The sequence below is a fragment of the Bacteroidota bacterium genome, from assembly GCA_017303905.1.
Classification (GTDB): domain Bacteria; phylum Bacteroidota; class Bacteroidia; order B-17B0; family Aurantibacillaceae; genus JAHEYG01.
This window is the reverse complement of record JAFLBH010000002.1, coordinates 121,676-136,903: the sequence shown is the minus strand read 5'-3', so window position 1 is coordinate 136,903 and position 15,228 is coordinate 121,676. Positions and strand designations below refer to the sequence as shown.

General features: G+C 35.9%; 11 protein-coding genes. 6 read left to right on the top strand and 5 right to left on the bottom strand.

The features are described 5' to 3' along the window. Positions 1-5: 5 nt before the first annotated feature. Positions 6-809: a M48 family metallopeptidase gene (locus tag J0L69_08390; GenBank protein MBN8693201.1), complete on the bottom strand. Its 804-nt coding sequence runs from the start codon at positions 807-809 to the stop codon at positions 6-8. A gap of 2 nt (positions 810-811) precedes the next feature. After that, entirely contained in the window at positions 812-1,096 is a 285-nt protein-coding gene (locus J0L69_08385) for an ATP-dependent Clp protease adaptor ClpS (GenBank protein MBN8693200.1), read from the bottom strand. Positions 1,097-1,211: 115 nt separating this feature from the next. On the opposite strand from J0L69_08385, the gene J0L69_08380 reads away from it, so the two are divergent. Then, a complete protein-coding gene (locus J0L69_08380) occupies positions 1,212-4,130 on the top strand; it encodes a gliding motility-associated C-terminal domain-containing protein (protein ID MBN8693199.1) in 2,919 nt (972 codons plus the stop codon). Positions 4,131-4,132: 2 nt separating this feature from the next. Here J0L69_08380 and J0L69_08375 read toward each other — a convergent pair whose 3' ends face one another. The 3 genes from J0L69_08375 to J0L69_08365 are packed head-to-tail and all read right to left on the bottom strand — an operon-like array spanning position 4,133 to position 6,529. Then, positions 4,133-5,122 carry an amidohydrolase gene (locus J0L69_08375; protein MBN8693198.1) on the bottom strand — a complete coding sequence of 330 codons (990 nt, stop codon included), beginning with the start codon at positions 5,120-5,122 and terminating at the stop codon, positions 4,133-4,135. 25 nt (positions 5,123-5,147) lie between these two features. Further along, positions 5,148-5,684: a 16S rRNA (guanine(966)-N(2))-methyltransferase RsmD gene (gene rsmD / locus J0L69_08370; protein MBN8693197.1), complete on the bottom strand. Its 537-nt coding sequence runs from the start codon at positions 5,682-5,684 to the stop codon at positions 5,148-5,150. Next, the gene (locus tag J0L69_08365; protein MBN8693196.1) at positions 5,675-6,529 is read right to left on the bottom strand and encodes a DUF3822 family protein; all 855 of its coding nucleotides are present in this window, start codon (positions 6,527-6,529) and stop codon (positions 5,675-5,677) included. The genes rsmD and J0L69_08365 overlap by 10 nt, the downstream gene beginning before the upstream one ends. Positions 6,530-6,670: 141 nt before the next feature. On the opposite strand from J0L69_08365, the gene J0L69_08360 reads away from it, so the two are divergent. From J0L69_08360 to J0L69_08340, 5 genes are all read left to right on the top strand, one after another. Continuing rightward, the gene (locus J0L69_08360; protein MBN8693195.1) at positions 6,671-8,113 is read left to right on the top strand and encodes an AAA family ATPase; all 1,443 of its coding nucleotides are present in this window, start codon (positions 6,671-6,673) and stop codon (positions 8,111-8,113) included. Positions 8,114-8,166: 53 nt separating this feature from the next. Next, a complete protein-coding gene (locus J0L69_08355) occupies positions 8,167-9,303 on the top strand; it encodes a glycosyltransferase (GenBank protein ID MBN8693194.1) in 1,137 nt (378 codons plus the stop codon). A 163-nt stretch (positions 9,304-9,466) separates the two neighbouring features. Then, a complete protein-coding gene (locus J0L69_08350) occupies positions 9,467-10,714 on the top strand; it encodes a hypothetical protein (GenBank protein MBN8693193.1) in 1,248 nt (415 codons plus the stop codon). A 109-nt stretch (positions 10,715-10,823) separates the two neighbouring features. After that, positions 10,824-11,426, top strand: a complete 603-nt coding sequence (locus J0L69_08345) for a hypothetical protein (GenBank protein MBN8693192.1) — start codon at positions 10,824-10,826, stop codon at positions 11,424-11,426. A gap of 50 nt (positions 11,427-11,476) precedes the next feature. Then, positions 11,477-15,160 (top strand): ATP-binding protein, encoded by a 3,684-nt coding sequence (locus J0L69_08340; protein ID MBN8693191.1) that lies wholly within the window; start codon positions 11,477-11,479, stop codon positions 15,158-15,160. Positions 15,161-15,228 lie beyond the last annotated feature (68 nt).

The window sequence follows — 15,228 nt, the reverse complement described above, 5'->3', positions numbered from 1 at the left end:
CTTATTTATCTTTTTAATGTTGCTTCGTAGTAAGGAAGCGCGTCTTTCATGTAACCTTTTAAATCATTCACGCGGGTTTCATCACTTGGATGTGTACTGAGTAACTGCGGTGGCTTCTCTCCACCTGTTTGCGACATTCTTTCCCAAAACGTAATGGCAGCCCGAGGGTCATATCCTGCCATAGCCGCAAAAATAACCCCCATTTTATCCGCTTCACTTTCGTGACTTCTGCTGTAAGAAAGCATACCCAATTGAGAAGTGATCCCAAATGACTGCATAAAAATATCGTGGGTTAATTGTGGTTTGGTTTGCATGGCAGTTGATAATACAGCGCCACCAAATTGAACCATCATGGCATTACTCATACGTTCGTTACCATGTTGAGCAATGGCGTGCGCAATTTCATGCCCCATAACAACTGCTAAACTTTTTTCATCTTGGGTAACCGGAAGAATTCCTGTATATACTACCACTTTACCGCCGGGCATACACCAGGCGTTTACAGTTGGATCATCTACCACATTAAACGCCCAGGCAAAACCATCTAATTGTTTGCTTAATCCTTTATCCGCGTAATATTTCTCCACCGATTTTTGAATTTTAGCACCGACACTTCTTACCAAAATCACATTGGGGTTATTGTCAGGTAATGGTTTGTTAGCTGCTAAAAATTTATCGTATTCCGAAAAGCTCATCGCGTTCATTTCGGTGTTGGAAATAAAATTAAGTGAGCGACGACCGGTAATCGCATTTTTGTGACAGCCATTAAATAAAATGGCAGCTGTAGTGATAAATAATAAACGCCTCATAATTAATCTTCGATTTTTGCCGTTAAACCACGTTCAAGTAAAGCTTCACACATGGGTTTAAGCTTAATGTACGGAGCAGTTTTAACGGCACATTTACCCGCAAAATGAACTAAGTAAGTACATTGCTCAGCCTGAATGGAATCGTGACGGCAAATTTTAATTAAACTTTCTGTTACAAACTCAAACGTATTAACATCATCATTATATAAGATAAGGTTCTTATTCGGTTCCGTTAATGTTTCAACTTCTTCAAGTTCTAATTCTTGTATTTGGGTATTGTTTAACATGGTGCAAATTTACAAAATTTGCCAGATATATTGAAAAATTAGCCACTTATAAAGTGCTGTTTAACAAAGATAAAAATCATTGCCATAGCGTTTTAAACATCCTATTTTTATATGCATGAAACGGCTATTTACTTTTAGTATTCTGTTAATAGGTTTTTTACTAAATGCAGCTAAGCCTGCAATAGTATTCAAAGAAAACAAAGGACAATGGCCTGACAAGGTTTTGTTTGGCGCGCAATTTGCAACAACAAAATTTTATGCCAATCAAACAGGCTTTAACTATTGCATTTATAATGGAGAAGATTTATTAAAAGCAAGAGGTCATACACACCAAAACATTAATCATTCTGAAAGAACCAGCAATGAAGGTTATGTAAGAGCGCATAACTATGAAGTTAATTTTATTGGTGGCAGTCTGAACAAAGTAATTAAAAAAGGAGAACAAAACGATTATTATAATTACTTTTTAGGCAAAGATAGAGCGAAGTGGGCCGGCATGGTGAAATCTTATGCTGATTTATTGTTTAAAGATGTATACGAAGGAGTAGATCTAAATATTTATAGCGAAGGCAGGAATTTAAAATACGACCTTATTGTACAGCCAAATGCAGATGTTACAAAAGTTAAATTGAAATATAAGTATGTCGATAAAATTGAAATAGTAAATGGAGAAATAATCGTTAAGACATCTGTTGGTGATATTATTGAAAAACCACCTGTTGCATTTCAGAATATTAATGGATTTAAAGTCAATGTTCGTTGCTTATATAAATTAATCAATGAATCAACAATAGGATTTGTGTTTCCTGACGGATATAACAAAGATTATAGCTTAACAATAGATCCAACTGTAGTTGTTTGTTCTTACTCCGGTTCTGAAATTCATGCGGGCGCTTCCGGATGTAGCTATGATGCCAATGGTAATATTTATAACTTCGGTTACGCTGAAACCGGGTATGATGTAACACCGGGCGCTTTTCAGGTAAATTTTGCCGGATATTGGGATGCCGTATTAAGCGTTTATAACAGTAACGGCTCTTCAAAATTATTTTCAACTTATATTGGCGGCGATTCTTTAGAGTTACCATTAGATTTAAATATTAAAAACAATGAGATTACATTACTCATTAAAACCCAATCAAGTAATTATCCGTGTAGTGTATCAGGATATGATACAACCTATAATGGTGCATACGACTTAGCCATAACAAAACTTGATATGACAGGTTCAACTTTAATAGGCTCTACATATATTGGCGGCTCTAATAGCGAATCAGTAGATAATTTTTCCTTGGGTGGTGTAGATTACCGTTGCGAAGCCGAGATGCAAAATGATAATTTAGGAAATGTATATGTTTATACAGCTTCCTCGTCTGCAAACTTCCCTACAACTCCCGGAGTTATCTCTAATGTCAAAAAAGGATTCGCGGATGCAGTATTTTTTAAGCTAAGTCCCAATTTATCTAATTTGGTTTGGAGCACCTATCTGGGTGGTAGTTCCAGCGAGAGTGGTAAATCCGTTCGTTTTGATGGAACCGGTGGATTTTATTTGGCAGGCACAACTTCCAGTACTGATTTTCCGGTTACTCCGGGCGCACTGCAAACAACAAAGGCAGGCTTGGCGGTTTTTTCTGATTTTTATATTACACATGTCAATTCAACTGCCAATTCAATTATTGCGTCTACTTATTTAGGGGTTCAAGGTCATGACATCTTAGCTTTTATGGATTTAGATATGAATAATGATGTATATATCTGCGGACATACAGGTACACCTTCACAATTCATTCCAACAGCCGGAACCTATAGTAATGCGAATGGTTTTAATACCATTCATAAAATAAATTCTTCACTAAGTTCCTTATTCTTTAAAACAAAGTTTGGATATTATGTATCCACACCTTTCCAAACTATTACGCCTAATTTAGCCTATAGTGCTTTTAAAGTGGATAGTTGTCAAAATATTTACATCGCAGGTTCGGGTCCAAATTCATTTCCAACAACACCTAACGCATTGCAACCTGCTTACGGTGGAAGTGAGAACGATTTATATTTTGCAGTTTTTTCACCTAATTGTGCTTCCTTAAAATTTGGAAGTTTCTTTGGCGGTAAAAATCCGGGATGGTTCGCCATTGGTCAATACGGTGAGCATTCAGATGGTGGTATAAATCATTTCGATAACCGTGGTGTGCTTTATCACGCTATCTGTAATAATGGCGGAATTCCAACAACTACCAATGCTTATTCACCGGTGAAGAGTAGCGACTCAACCATCTGGGATAATTCCTTTGTCAAAATCGATATGGGAACTTTTGTTAATGCAGGTTCATCCTATGGTTCAACAATTATGGGTTGTCCGCCTTTTACAGCCAATTTTGTGAGTACAACCAATACGGGAACAACCTATTGGGATTTTGGCAACGGAAACACCAGTACCAATACTACGGAAACACAAACCTATACAAACCTGGGTAACTACAATGTACTTTTAGTCGTTTCCGATACTAATACTTGTAACAAACACGACAGTATTAAAAGTCTTGTAAGCATTATTAATCCAACAGAATTTGATTTGGGTGATCCACTCACGAAATGTATCAACGATAAATTACTCATTCAATCCAATATAAGCGCGGTAACTTACAGTTGGAGTACTGGACAAACCACTCCAAATATTTTAGTTACACAACCCGGTACTTATGTGCTTACTATAAATAATGGCGGATGTAATACAAGCGATGATATAGAAGTGAAAATTAGTGAGAAGAAATTTTCGGATCGTTTTCCAAATGTCATAACACCAAATAGTGATGGTACGAACGATTGCATTCATTTCATCAATTACCGTTTGGAACAAGTTGAATTTATTGTGTACGATCGCTGGGGAAGAGAAAAATACAAAACAGATAAAATCACCGAAACCTGGTGTCCGGATAATTTAAATGACGGCTCTTATTATTACGTTGTAAATTATAAATCAGAATGTACAGGAGAAACCAAAAGTGATAAAGGATTCATCAGTGTGTTTAAGTAATTCTAGAGTCCTAACCAGGCTTTAGCGGCATCTCCTAAAATCATCTTTTTATCATTATCACTCAATGGGGCAGAGCGTACCAATTCACCCGGCACTGCTTCTCCCAATGGAAATGGATAATCAGAACCTTGCATTACTTTATCTGCGCCCACTAAATCAATCACATATTGCAGCATCTTATGATCACAAACGTGTGAGTCAACCCAAAATTGACCTAAATATTTCTTAGGATTTTCTTGATTATCAATGGCTACTAAATCAGGGCGGCATTCCCAACCGTGTTCAATTCTGCTGATGGTTGGAAGAAAACTTCCACCGCCATGCGCGAAACATACTTTTAATTTTGGATGCTTTTCAAATACACCGCCGAAAATCATACTGCATATCGCGCGACTGATTTCTGCCGGCATACCAACCAACCACGGCAACCAATATTTTGCCATATGTTCTTGTCCCATCATTTGCCATGGATGAACGAGAATAGCGGCATTTAAACTTTCGCAAGCTGCAAAGAATTCTATAATCTCCGGTTCATTCAGGTTTTTATTATTGACATTACTTCCTATCTGAACTCCTTTATATCCCATTTTCATGCAACGCTCTAATTCCTTAATGGCGAGCTTCGTATCTTGTAATGGCACAGTGGCTAATCCAACAAATTTATCCGGGTATTTTTTGAAAGTTGAAGCAATATCATCATTTAAAAACTGACTAATCTCTAATCCGTGTTCGGGTTTTGCCCAATAACTAAACATTACGGGAATCGTACATATCACCTGCATGTCTGCGTGGTGTTGTGCCATTTCCTGAATACGTACCTCCGGACTCCAACAATTCTCTAATATTTCACGGAAACGCTTCGAGCCTTGCATCATCCATGCTTTACCTTTTTCGTGATGGTCGAGCATGATAAATTCACCGTAACCGAACTTTTTAGAAAAATCAGGAATGTTCTTCGGAATAATGTGTGTGTGTGTATCTATAGTGAACATGATAGTGATGTTTTATTATTGGTAATTAATCATTAGATGCCTGAAAAAAACTGAAATTAACATTGCCATACTTACGGTGTTCTATAAACCTGGGAAGTTCTTCTAATTTGGTTTTCGGACCGTGTTCAAGAATGAGCCAGCCATTTTCTTTCAGTAATTTATTTTCAAAAACATATTTATGTATATCAGCAATGTTTTCCAAATCATAAGGTGGATCAGCAAATACAACATCGTAAGCTTTATGATGCGTCGCTAAAAATTTAAAAACATCGCTTTTAAAAGTGGTTACGGTTAAATCGAGTTTTTTTGCTGTGTCGCTTACAAATTTTGTACAACCAAAATGCATATCGATGGCTGTTACATGCGCGCCGCGTGAAGCACATTCTAAAGCAATGTTACCGGTACCGCAGAATAAATCCAGAATCTCGGCGCCTTCAAAATCAATTTTATTAAAGAGAATATTGAAAAGTGCTTCTTTGGCAAAATCAGTGGTAGGTCTAACCGGTAAACCCTTTACTACATCAATTCGTTTGCCTTTATGAATTCCGCCAATTATTCGCACAATAAGCGATTTAAGGTTGTGAAGTAAAAATGATGCGGTAATTTTTCCAGCTCTTCTTTTCTGATAATTAATTTATCGCTTACCGCAAATTCAACATTCTTAATGTATTTTTTAATAGCAACAAATAGCTCGGAAGATGTTTCACGATTAGCCGCTACGGCCACACGAATGTTCGCCGGATTTAAATTAAACTGTTCTATTGAGAACAATAAATAATATAATATATCCTCATCACTCAAAGTATTGTAAACATTATACAGCAATGGTTTTTTGTCTTTTTTAATGACAATTTCCGTTTGTCCGTTATGGATATTGAGGAACAAATCGGCATTCTTCAATTGAAAATGATTAAAGAATAATTTTACCGTACTGTAACCTATGTGTTTGAGATTGTGGCTTGGAAATAATTTATCTAAAGTATTTTTAATTTCTGTTGGAATCGAGTAAACCAATTTAATATCTTCCACATCATTGGTGATAATACTTTCATCCGGTGTTTTTCCGATGTTAAACTCTAATAAGTCACGTGCTTTTTCCGAATCGTAAAATGAACTTGGCAATAAAGTAAAATGTTGCCCAATCCAATTAATGAAAATGTTTTTATAAGTATGGCGAGGTAAATCGTGATCGTTAAGAAATTGAATCAAATAATTATTCAAGTCCCTAAAATCTTTAATGCCTGATTCAAAACTTAATTCAGAAATTTTAGTAATGTAATAGGGCGATTTTGAGAAACCGGCTAATTCAAAACCATTGGCGGAAATACTTAAAACCAAATTCTCGGTTTTTTGAGCATCCAGCTTTAAACTGTAATCTTTTCTATGTAAGGGCAAGGTGCTAATCATAGCCTTACAAAACTAGTGATTTATATGGTTCTTGGAGGTAAAATCGTCAAGATTTATAAGATATTATTCAGAATATTTCTAACAATTTTCGAGTCCGAAAAAATAAATCAACAATTCACTTGTTAAGCTAATTAAAACCTAATTTTAAGCGTGCTAAAACCTCTCGATATAAATCTATTTATTTCAAAATTTAATGCGCAACTTCCGTTTACCGCAAACGAAAATCAGCAGGAGGCCATACAAAAAATAGCACATTTCATGAATCGGTCTGATAATACAGACTTATTCATTTTAAAAGGATACGCCGGTACCGGTAAAACTAATTTGGTTTCGGCACTATCTAGAGTATTACCCGAATTTAAATGGAAAAGTGTTTTATTGGCTCCAACCGGAAGGGCTGCTAAGGTTCTATCGCTTTATGCGCAACGTCCGGCTCAAACAATTCATAAAAAAATATTCCGGCAAGCTGTAAATGAAAACGGCGGACTCTACTTTTCATTGGGCGAAAATCTTCATAAGAATACTTTATTTATTGTTGATGAGGCTTCTATGATTGGTTTGGATTCAAACTCCGGTTCTAATTATGCCTCACCCGGCTTGTTAGAAAGTTTGTTTGAATATGTTTTTTCGGGTGAAAATTGCAAGCTTCTGTTTGTTGGGGATGGTGCTCAATTACCTCCCGTAGGAGTAGAGGAGAGTCTCGCACTTAATCCTAAATTTCTGAAATCAGCTTTCCATCTGAATATTTTCGGTATCGAATTAACCATGGTGGCTCGACAAAGTTTAGAAAGCGGTATTCTTGAAAATGCCACCAAATTGAGAGGAATTTTAAAAGAATTTGATGGCACAATTCCTAAAATACGCCTGACACAGGATGTAGTGAAAGTGGAAGGTGACGAGTTGCAGGATGTTTTAAATACAGCTTACAGCAAGTATGGTTATAATGATGTATTAATTATTACTAGAAGTAATAAACGCGCTAATTTATTTAATCAGGCGGTGAGAAATCGTGTACGATATATGGAAGACGATATTGCGGCCGGCGACTTACTCATGGTGGTGAAAAATAATTATTTCTGGTTGGAAGAAAATTCGGATGTTGGTTTTATCGCCAATGGCGACAGCCTGCAAATTCGAAAGATAATAAACCGCGATAATTTATACGGTTTTAATTTTCTGGATGCCTTGGTGGAATTTATTGACTATCCTCAATTAAAAGATACGCAGGTAAAAATCATTATGGAAAGCATTTATTCGGAAGGACCAAGTATCAGTACTGAGCAACAGAAAAAATTGTTTGATGAGATTATGTTAGATGTGGCGGATGAACCTATCAAAGGCAAACGAATGGCCTATATGAAACAAAGTCCGTACTACAATGCTTTACAAGTTAAATTTAATTATGCCGTAACATGTCATAAAGCGCAAGGCGGACAATGGCCGGTAGTGTTTATTGACCAGGGTTATTTAAACAAAGAACAAATTGATGTTGGTTTTATACGCTGGTTATACACGGCACTTACAAGAGCTAAAGAACAGGTTTATCTGATCAATTTTTCAGAAGACTTTTTTGACCATGCCTAACTAAACCGACATCTCTATTTTTTGAGAGTAATTTTATTGTAATTTTACACCGCATGGCAAAGGTTTTTATTATCGGTCCCGGATATCCGCTTCGTGGCGGACCTGCACAGTTTAACGAAAATCTGTGCCGTGAATTCAATAAATTGGGACATGATGCTCAAATCATTTCCTACTCTCTGCAATATCCTAATTTTTTATTTCCGGGAAGTTCACAATATGAAACAAGCGGTTCAGCACCATCGGATATAAAAATTCACACCTTAATTAATACTGTCAATCCCTTCAACTGGATAAAAACAGCAAGGTTCATCAAAAAGCAAAAACCTGATTTCATCATATTCAGGTATTGGTTACCTTTTTTTGGACCGAGCTTAGGAAGTATAGGAAGAATGGTGAAACGAGGTACCAATATAAAAGTATTGGCATTAACCGATAATATTATTCCGCATGAAAAGCGAGTAGGGGATGTGCCTTTCACCAAGTATTTTGTGAAGAGTTGTCATGGTTTTATTACCATGAGCAAAGCCGTTTTTAATGATATCTCCCAATTTACGCCAACAGATAAAAAAGTATTTTCGCCGCACCCCATGTACGAAACCTACGGTGCTGCTGTAACTAAGGAAGAAGCGCGTAAAAAGTTAGGTTTAAAATCAGACGACAAAGTGATATTGTTTTTTGGTTTAATAAGGAAATACAAGGGGCTTGATTTTTTATTAGAAGCAATGAATCATCCGGATATAAAGAATCAGAATATTAAACTTTTGGTAGCCGGCGAATTTTACGAAGACAAGCAACCTTATTTGGATTTAGTGGAGAAAAACGGATTGCAAAATCAGGTTATATTCCATTCACAATTCATCCCGAATGAAGAGGTACGTTATTACTTTTGCGCAGCCGATTTAGTGGCTCAAACCTATAGAAATGCGACCAACAGTGGTGTTACCATGGTTGGTTATTACTATGAGAAACCTATGTTGGTAACCGATGTGGGTGGTTTATCTGAATTAGTGCCGCATCAGAAAATAGGATACACCGTTCCGATTGATGTAGCAAAAATCACGGAGAGTATTTTGGATTTCTTCAAGAATCATCGCGAGCAGGAATTCATTTCTAACCTCAAAACAGAAAAAGTAAAATACCTGTGGCCAACTTTTATTAACAGGGTGTTAGAATTATATAACAGGTGTTAACTTCTTTTCTCTCCAATGAGAGATAGATCCTACAATCTATAAATCAAGCAATTAACCCAATTCACTTAAATGTTTCGTGAATTACTCTAGTTTTTGTTGAAAACCCGCGCCAATTGCGAGCTACAGCCTTTGTATTTTTATAAAAATAGACAAAACCAAAGGCATGGCTTTACAGGTCAACGTTAACGATATATTATCACAATTGTACCATAACCGCGGAGTGGTTGAATTTTTATTCGCCAACCGCGAAAACATTACGGTAAACGAATTACTGGCACGCGAAGATTTATCGGAAGAGCAGTATCAAAAAATGCGCTCACTCGATTTGCTTTACGTTTACGAAGGAGTTGTAAGCTTGAACGATGCTGTAGTAGCAATGTTCGAGGACTTTATGGAAATTGGGGAAGTAACTCCCGGGTTTATCAATGATTATATCAACGAACTTAAGCGCCACATTCGCTTCTATCAAGAGGTTCATGAACACCGCTTTTTACGCAGTATCAAAAAATACTTAAAGCGAATCAATATTGCTCTTTCCCGTGAAATCATCAAGCTCCAAAAAAATGTAGATGATACTTACAAAAACGAAAGTAATTACCGCATCAAATTACAGAAGCTGGAAGATTACCGTTTAAAGCGCGATACTATCATTGATTTCATTAAGAAAACAGAAGAAGTTATCGAGGAAACTCGTGGATTATTCAGTCTTACCAACGATACGGAACTTTATGGTATTGTAAATGCTTTAAAGGCCAGCTTAATTGAGAATTTAGACTTCTTAATCGAAATTCAAACCGACATTACGGATTACATTAACAAAATTCAGTTCCAGTTGGATGTGTACGTGAAGGCACAGCGTTTGAAAGAGGTTAAAGATCACGGCGCATTACACTTCCGCACCAATTTCAATGAAGTGGTAAAGAGTTTAAATCCTATACGCTTCAATGGCGTGAAAGGTCCGCGTACCAAAATCGCTATCGATTTCTTATTTACCGACGACGGTCATATTTTATGCCAGAAAGTAGCGCAGAAATATAAAATTTCGCGTTTAATGATGCGCGGAATGGCAGGCAAATTACCGGGGAACTTCAAGGATAAAATGGTGGATAACCAAATTAAACTGGATACTGAAAAGTTGGTCGACCGTTTTTTAGCTCAAAATAAATTTAACCTGTTCGAGTATCTCATTCAATATAAATTCCCGAAAGCCATTGGTGATGTAAAACTGGAAGACCGTATGTCGTTGTTCGTTGAAATTGCCATGGAATATGAAAAAACATTGGATTTTAAATACCGCTTACAATGGTACGAATACAAAGATGATAACGGTAAAGACAGACGAATTGGTTACACCGTAATTTTACCAACTGTAGAGGAAAAAAAGAAGAAAGAAAAGAAAAAAGCAGCATAGCAGAGTACTAATTAAATATTAAAAACAAATGGCGAGGTATACTCGCCATCGCGAGCAAAGCCTCGCGACACTAAACATAAAACACCAAATATTAAACATAAAACATAAAATGACAGCAGAAGACTTTAACCTACCGAAACAAACCCACGATATTTTCGCCATTATGGCTCGCGGGCATTTTATTTCCAGCAACGGAACCAAAGACGGTATGGGTCGACTTTACGATATCATCAATAATCCCGACAACTTTGATCGCTTACAGGCTTATTTTAATGTGATTCGCTACAACATAGAGCGTGGAAATAACTATTTCTATTTTTCTAAAACCAGTGAGGCTAATAGTATCATTGAGAAAAAACTAGAAACCTTCGAACGTTATATCGATGTGGTTGATTTATTTGCCAGCATGGATAATAAAATCACCATTGGCTCTCGTTTTCGTCCGAGCGAAATCGCAGAAGAGTGTAATGCAAACGTACGTTTGAAACAAAAGCTTCAAAAAATTCCAATGTATCGCTCCGAAACTTTATTAAACAAAGTGCGTGATATATGCGACTTAATGTCACGTGACTCGTTTTTAGAGTTGGAAGACGAACAAAGTGAAAGCTACAAAGTATTGGATGCTTATACTTATTTGCTTGATGTTATCAACGCAATTGCTATTTATGATGATAGCAGCGATGGACAGGGTGGCGGAATTATTTACAACTAAAATCAAACACTATACTTTAATCAAGATTAAGAAACGAGAAACATTATAGAATGGAAAATTGCAGGATATTAAATAGAATTGTTGAGATTAATATTGCTAACGTAAAGTATGCGGATATCGAGTTATGTGGAAATACATGTTTCGTTGGTACCAATAACTATGGAAAGACTTCTTTACAACGCGCTATTTTATTTTTTTACAGTGCGAATAGCCGTGGTTTAGGTATCGCTCAATCTCAAAAATCTTTTGAGGAACACTACTTCCGCTACGAAAACTCATTTTTGATTTATGAGATCGCTACCGAAGACAAACCATTCTGCGTGTTGGTATATCGCCACAATAAATTAGTATATCGTTTCTTAGATGCGCCGTACAATCCGGATTTCTTCTTAAATGCTAATGATGAAGCATTAAAAATAAAAGAAGTAATTGCCAATGTAGAAAAACGCGGTATTTATATCAGTAACCAAATCGATACCTTCGAACGTTACCGTAACATTATTTACGGAACAGAAACAGATAAACAATTATCGAAATTCCATTTATTAAAAGGTAACGAGAAATATCAAAACATTCCGAAGTCAATTACCAACGTTTTCTTGAGTTCGAAGAACAGTATTGATTCACGTTTTATCAAAGATTTCATTGCTAACTCACTTACTACCGAAAACTCAAGTATTAAGTTAGAGCAAGTGGAACGTCAGCTACGTCAGTTTAATGAGAAATACATGGATATTGAGACCTTCCTTAAAAAGGAAAGTCAGCAATTAGTTGAACTCATTGATAAGAAGTACGATCAAGTACATATGTTAAAGGGTTCACAAATGGAATTGGCCGATAAATTAGGAAGCAGCTTACGTTTTGCGGAAACACAAAATGAAAGCATTCGTGAAGCGGCAAAGCAAAAGGAAGAAGAACTTGAAAAACTAATTGAAAGTCACGAAGAGCATAAAACCAGCATTGAAGAAAAACAAAAGGATATTCGTGAAGAAATTGGATATTACGACCGTACCATTCGTGAAGCCAATAAAAAATTAAAAGAGTATAAAGAGAAAAACATTGAACAAGCGGTAGAGAAAAACTCGGAACGTGAGAAATTGCAGGTAGAATTAAATATCGCACGTCGCGAATATGAATCTTTAACTTCTAACGTAAGTAGTATTGAATTAAAGTATTCTTCTTTAATTGAGCAATTAAGAAATGATAAAGCCGCTTACATTAATAAAATCAATACCAAAACTTCTGAAGTATTTAATCATTATAACGAATTGCAATTACTTCAAAAGAACGAGTACAATAAAAAAGACGGAGAACTACGTGAAAAGCGTGATGCTTCTTTAGAAGAAGTAACTTCTGAAATTACTGCTAAACAAATTGAGTTTAACGAATTAAAGTCGGAAGAAAAGGTAATTCGCAATACACGCTTTTATGAGAACGAAATTAAAGCGCTTGAAACAGAATTAGCTGAATTACGTGCCGTTAATTATAAGAATAAGAGTGAGCGCGCCATCAAACAAAACTTAGTACAAACTTTACAACGTGAGTGGGAGCAGACTGAAGCTAAATTGAAAGCTTCCTTAAGCAATCAGGTTAATACCATCAATAATGAAATTATTAAACTGAAGAATGAAATTAAGGAAGTAGAAGGGAAGTTGGAAGTGCAGCACGATGCGTTTTATGGTTACCTTGAGAAAAACGTAAAAGACTGGCATACCACCATTGGTAAAGTTGTAAATGAGAAATTATTATTCCGTACCGACTTAACTCCTGAGTACAAAGAAGAAGCCGTAAAATCATTATATGGTATTCAGTTGAACTTAGAAAGCGTGGATGTTGTTTCAAAAAGCATTGAAGAATATCAGTTTGAAAAGAACGAACGTTTAGCTCAAATCCGTGATTTGGAAGATTCTTTAAATCAATTCCAGATTAACAATAACGAAGAAAAAGTTTTAGCTGCCGATAAATACGGAAAGCAATTAGGCGAATTAAAAGAAGAGGTGAAAGTGTTAGCCTACTCTTTAGAATTAGCTGAAAAACGTGAACAAAAGCTAATTGAAGAACTAGAAGAGTGGAAGCAAAGAGCAGGTGTTGAAATCGAAACTTCATTAAGCGGTAACCGTCAGAAATTAAATTTAATTGAAGAAGAATTATCTATTCTGAACAAAAAGAAAAACAATCTCCTCAATGATTTTAATGTGCAAATTGAACGCTTGCGTGTTTACAATGAAGAACGTATTGCCGAATTAAAAGAGCGTCAGGAAACTGAAATTTCTGAATTAGAAGTTGAGAAGAAAAATCAGGTAAAAGAATTTGAAGAGAAGGAAGAACAACTCTCTAAAGAAAAGGAAAGCAATTTCAAATCGAAGGGTGTTGACAGTAAACAATTAAAGCAGGTTGAAGGACGCATCAAAGAAATACAGGAAGAATTAAAAGAAATTGAGCAATATGCTCAGATAGTAAGCGATTATTTAAAAGATAAGCGTGAAACTTTCGATAAATTACCGGATTACATTCAGAAAAAAGAAGAGTTTGTAAAAACTGCCAATGATTTAACCACTCAATTGGAAGAAGCAACCCGTAAGTTTAACATTAAACGTATGGAGTTGAATAAGCAAAAACGTGCTTTCGATGAAGAATTGATTGAATTTAATAATGGTATTAACTTTTACAGTAACAACTTCCGTGAAACACCGGTGTATGGAAAGTATGCCGAAATCATTGAGCGTGCCGAACCAAAACGTACCAATTACAACATCATGGATTTGTGTACTCAGTTATTAAAGAACGATTCTCACTTTAATGAAGAGTATGGTGCATTCCAACGTTATGTAAATGAATACGCGGGCAAATTCCGTATCGACAATCACTTTAACTTTATGATTCGTAATGATGCGACTCAAGCGGAATATGAACGTTTTGCCCAAAACTTACGTTCTTTTTTAAATGAGAACAAAATTGAATTATCAATAGCGGAAACAGCGACTCAAATTGGTTTAGTAACAGATAGTATTGCCAGTAAAGTAAAAGAGTTAAGCGGACAACAAGACAAGATTTCTCATATCATCAGCTTAATTGCGGAAGACTTTAAGAAAGCGGAGTTCGAAGAAAGTAAGTTGATCGAGTTTATCAAAATCAAGATTGAAGAATCGGATAACAAAGTTTATAAGCTATTAAAGAAAATCGAAGAGTTCCGTGAGGAGCATGGCTTGATTTACAATGAAGGATTATTCAACACCGATTTTGCAACCGGACAAAAACGTGAAATCAGTACACGTGCGGTTAGATTGTTAGAACAATTACGTTCGGCTATCAAAGAACAAGATCAGGAAGAAATTCGATTACAGGATTTATTTGAATTGAAGTTCAATATTAAGGAAGGTATGAATGAAACCGGATGGACACATAAAATCGACAGCATTGGTAGTACCGGAACCGATATCCTTGTAAAAGCGATTATCTATATTACTTTATTACACGTATTCATTAAAGAATCTTCGCATAGAAGCAGTAAAGACTTTAAAGTACATTGTATCATCGACGAGGTAGGACAGATTTCAGCTCACTATTTACGTGAGTTATTGAAGTTCGCTAAGAATAGAAATATTATGATGATTAATGGTTTACCAAACAAGAGTGGTTTGGAAAGTCATTACCGTTATACTTATCAGTTCCGTAAAGAAGATAATGGAAACGTACGTATCTTCCCAAGTATCGTTACTGAAGTAGAAGCTTAATTTAAAAACAGCAAAAACAAAATCGGGACTTCTAAAATGAATCCCGATTTTTTTTAAGTATCAATTTT

What these genes read in the sequence shown, in the direction of transcription:
- J0L69_08355 (MBN8693194.1), top strand. Translation starts at nt 8,167, where the DNA reads ATGGCAAAGGTTTTTATTATCGGTCCCGGATATCCGCTTCGTGGCGGA.
- J0L69_08380 (MBN8693199.1), top strand. Translation starts at nt 1,212, where the DNA reads ATGAAACGGCTATTTACTTTTAGTATTCTGTTAATAGGTTTTTTACTA.
- J0L69_08390 (MBN8693201.1), bottom strand. Translation starts at nt 809, where the DNA reads ATGAGGCGTTTATTATTTATCACTACAGCTGCCATTTTATTTAATGGC.
- J0L69_08365 (MBN8693196.1), bottom strand. Translation starts at nt 6,529, where the DNA reads ATGATTAGCACCTTGCCCTTACATAGAAAAGATTACAGTTTAAAGCTG.
- J0L69_08345 (MBN8693192.1), top strand. Translation starts at nt 10,824, where the DNA reads ATGACAGCAGAAGACTTTAACCTACCGAAACAAACCCACGATATTTTC.
- J0L69_08350 (MBN8693193.1), top strand. Translation starts at nt 9,467, where the DNA reads ATGGCTTTACAGGTCAACGTTAACGATATATTATCACAATTGTACCAT.
- J0L69_08375 (MBN8693198.1), bottom strand. Translation starts at nt 5,122, where the DNA reads ATGTTCACTATAGATACACACACACACATTATTCCGAAGAACATTCCT.
- J0L69_08385 (MBN8693200.1), bottom strand. Translation starts at nt 1,096, where the DNA reads ATGTTAAACAATACCCAAATACAAGAATTAGAACTTGAAGAAGTTGAA.
- J0L69_08340 (MBN8693191.1), top strand. Translation starts at nt 11,477, where the DNA reads ATGGAAAATTGCAGGATATTAAATAGAATTGTTGAGATTAATATTGCT.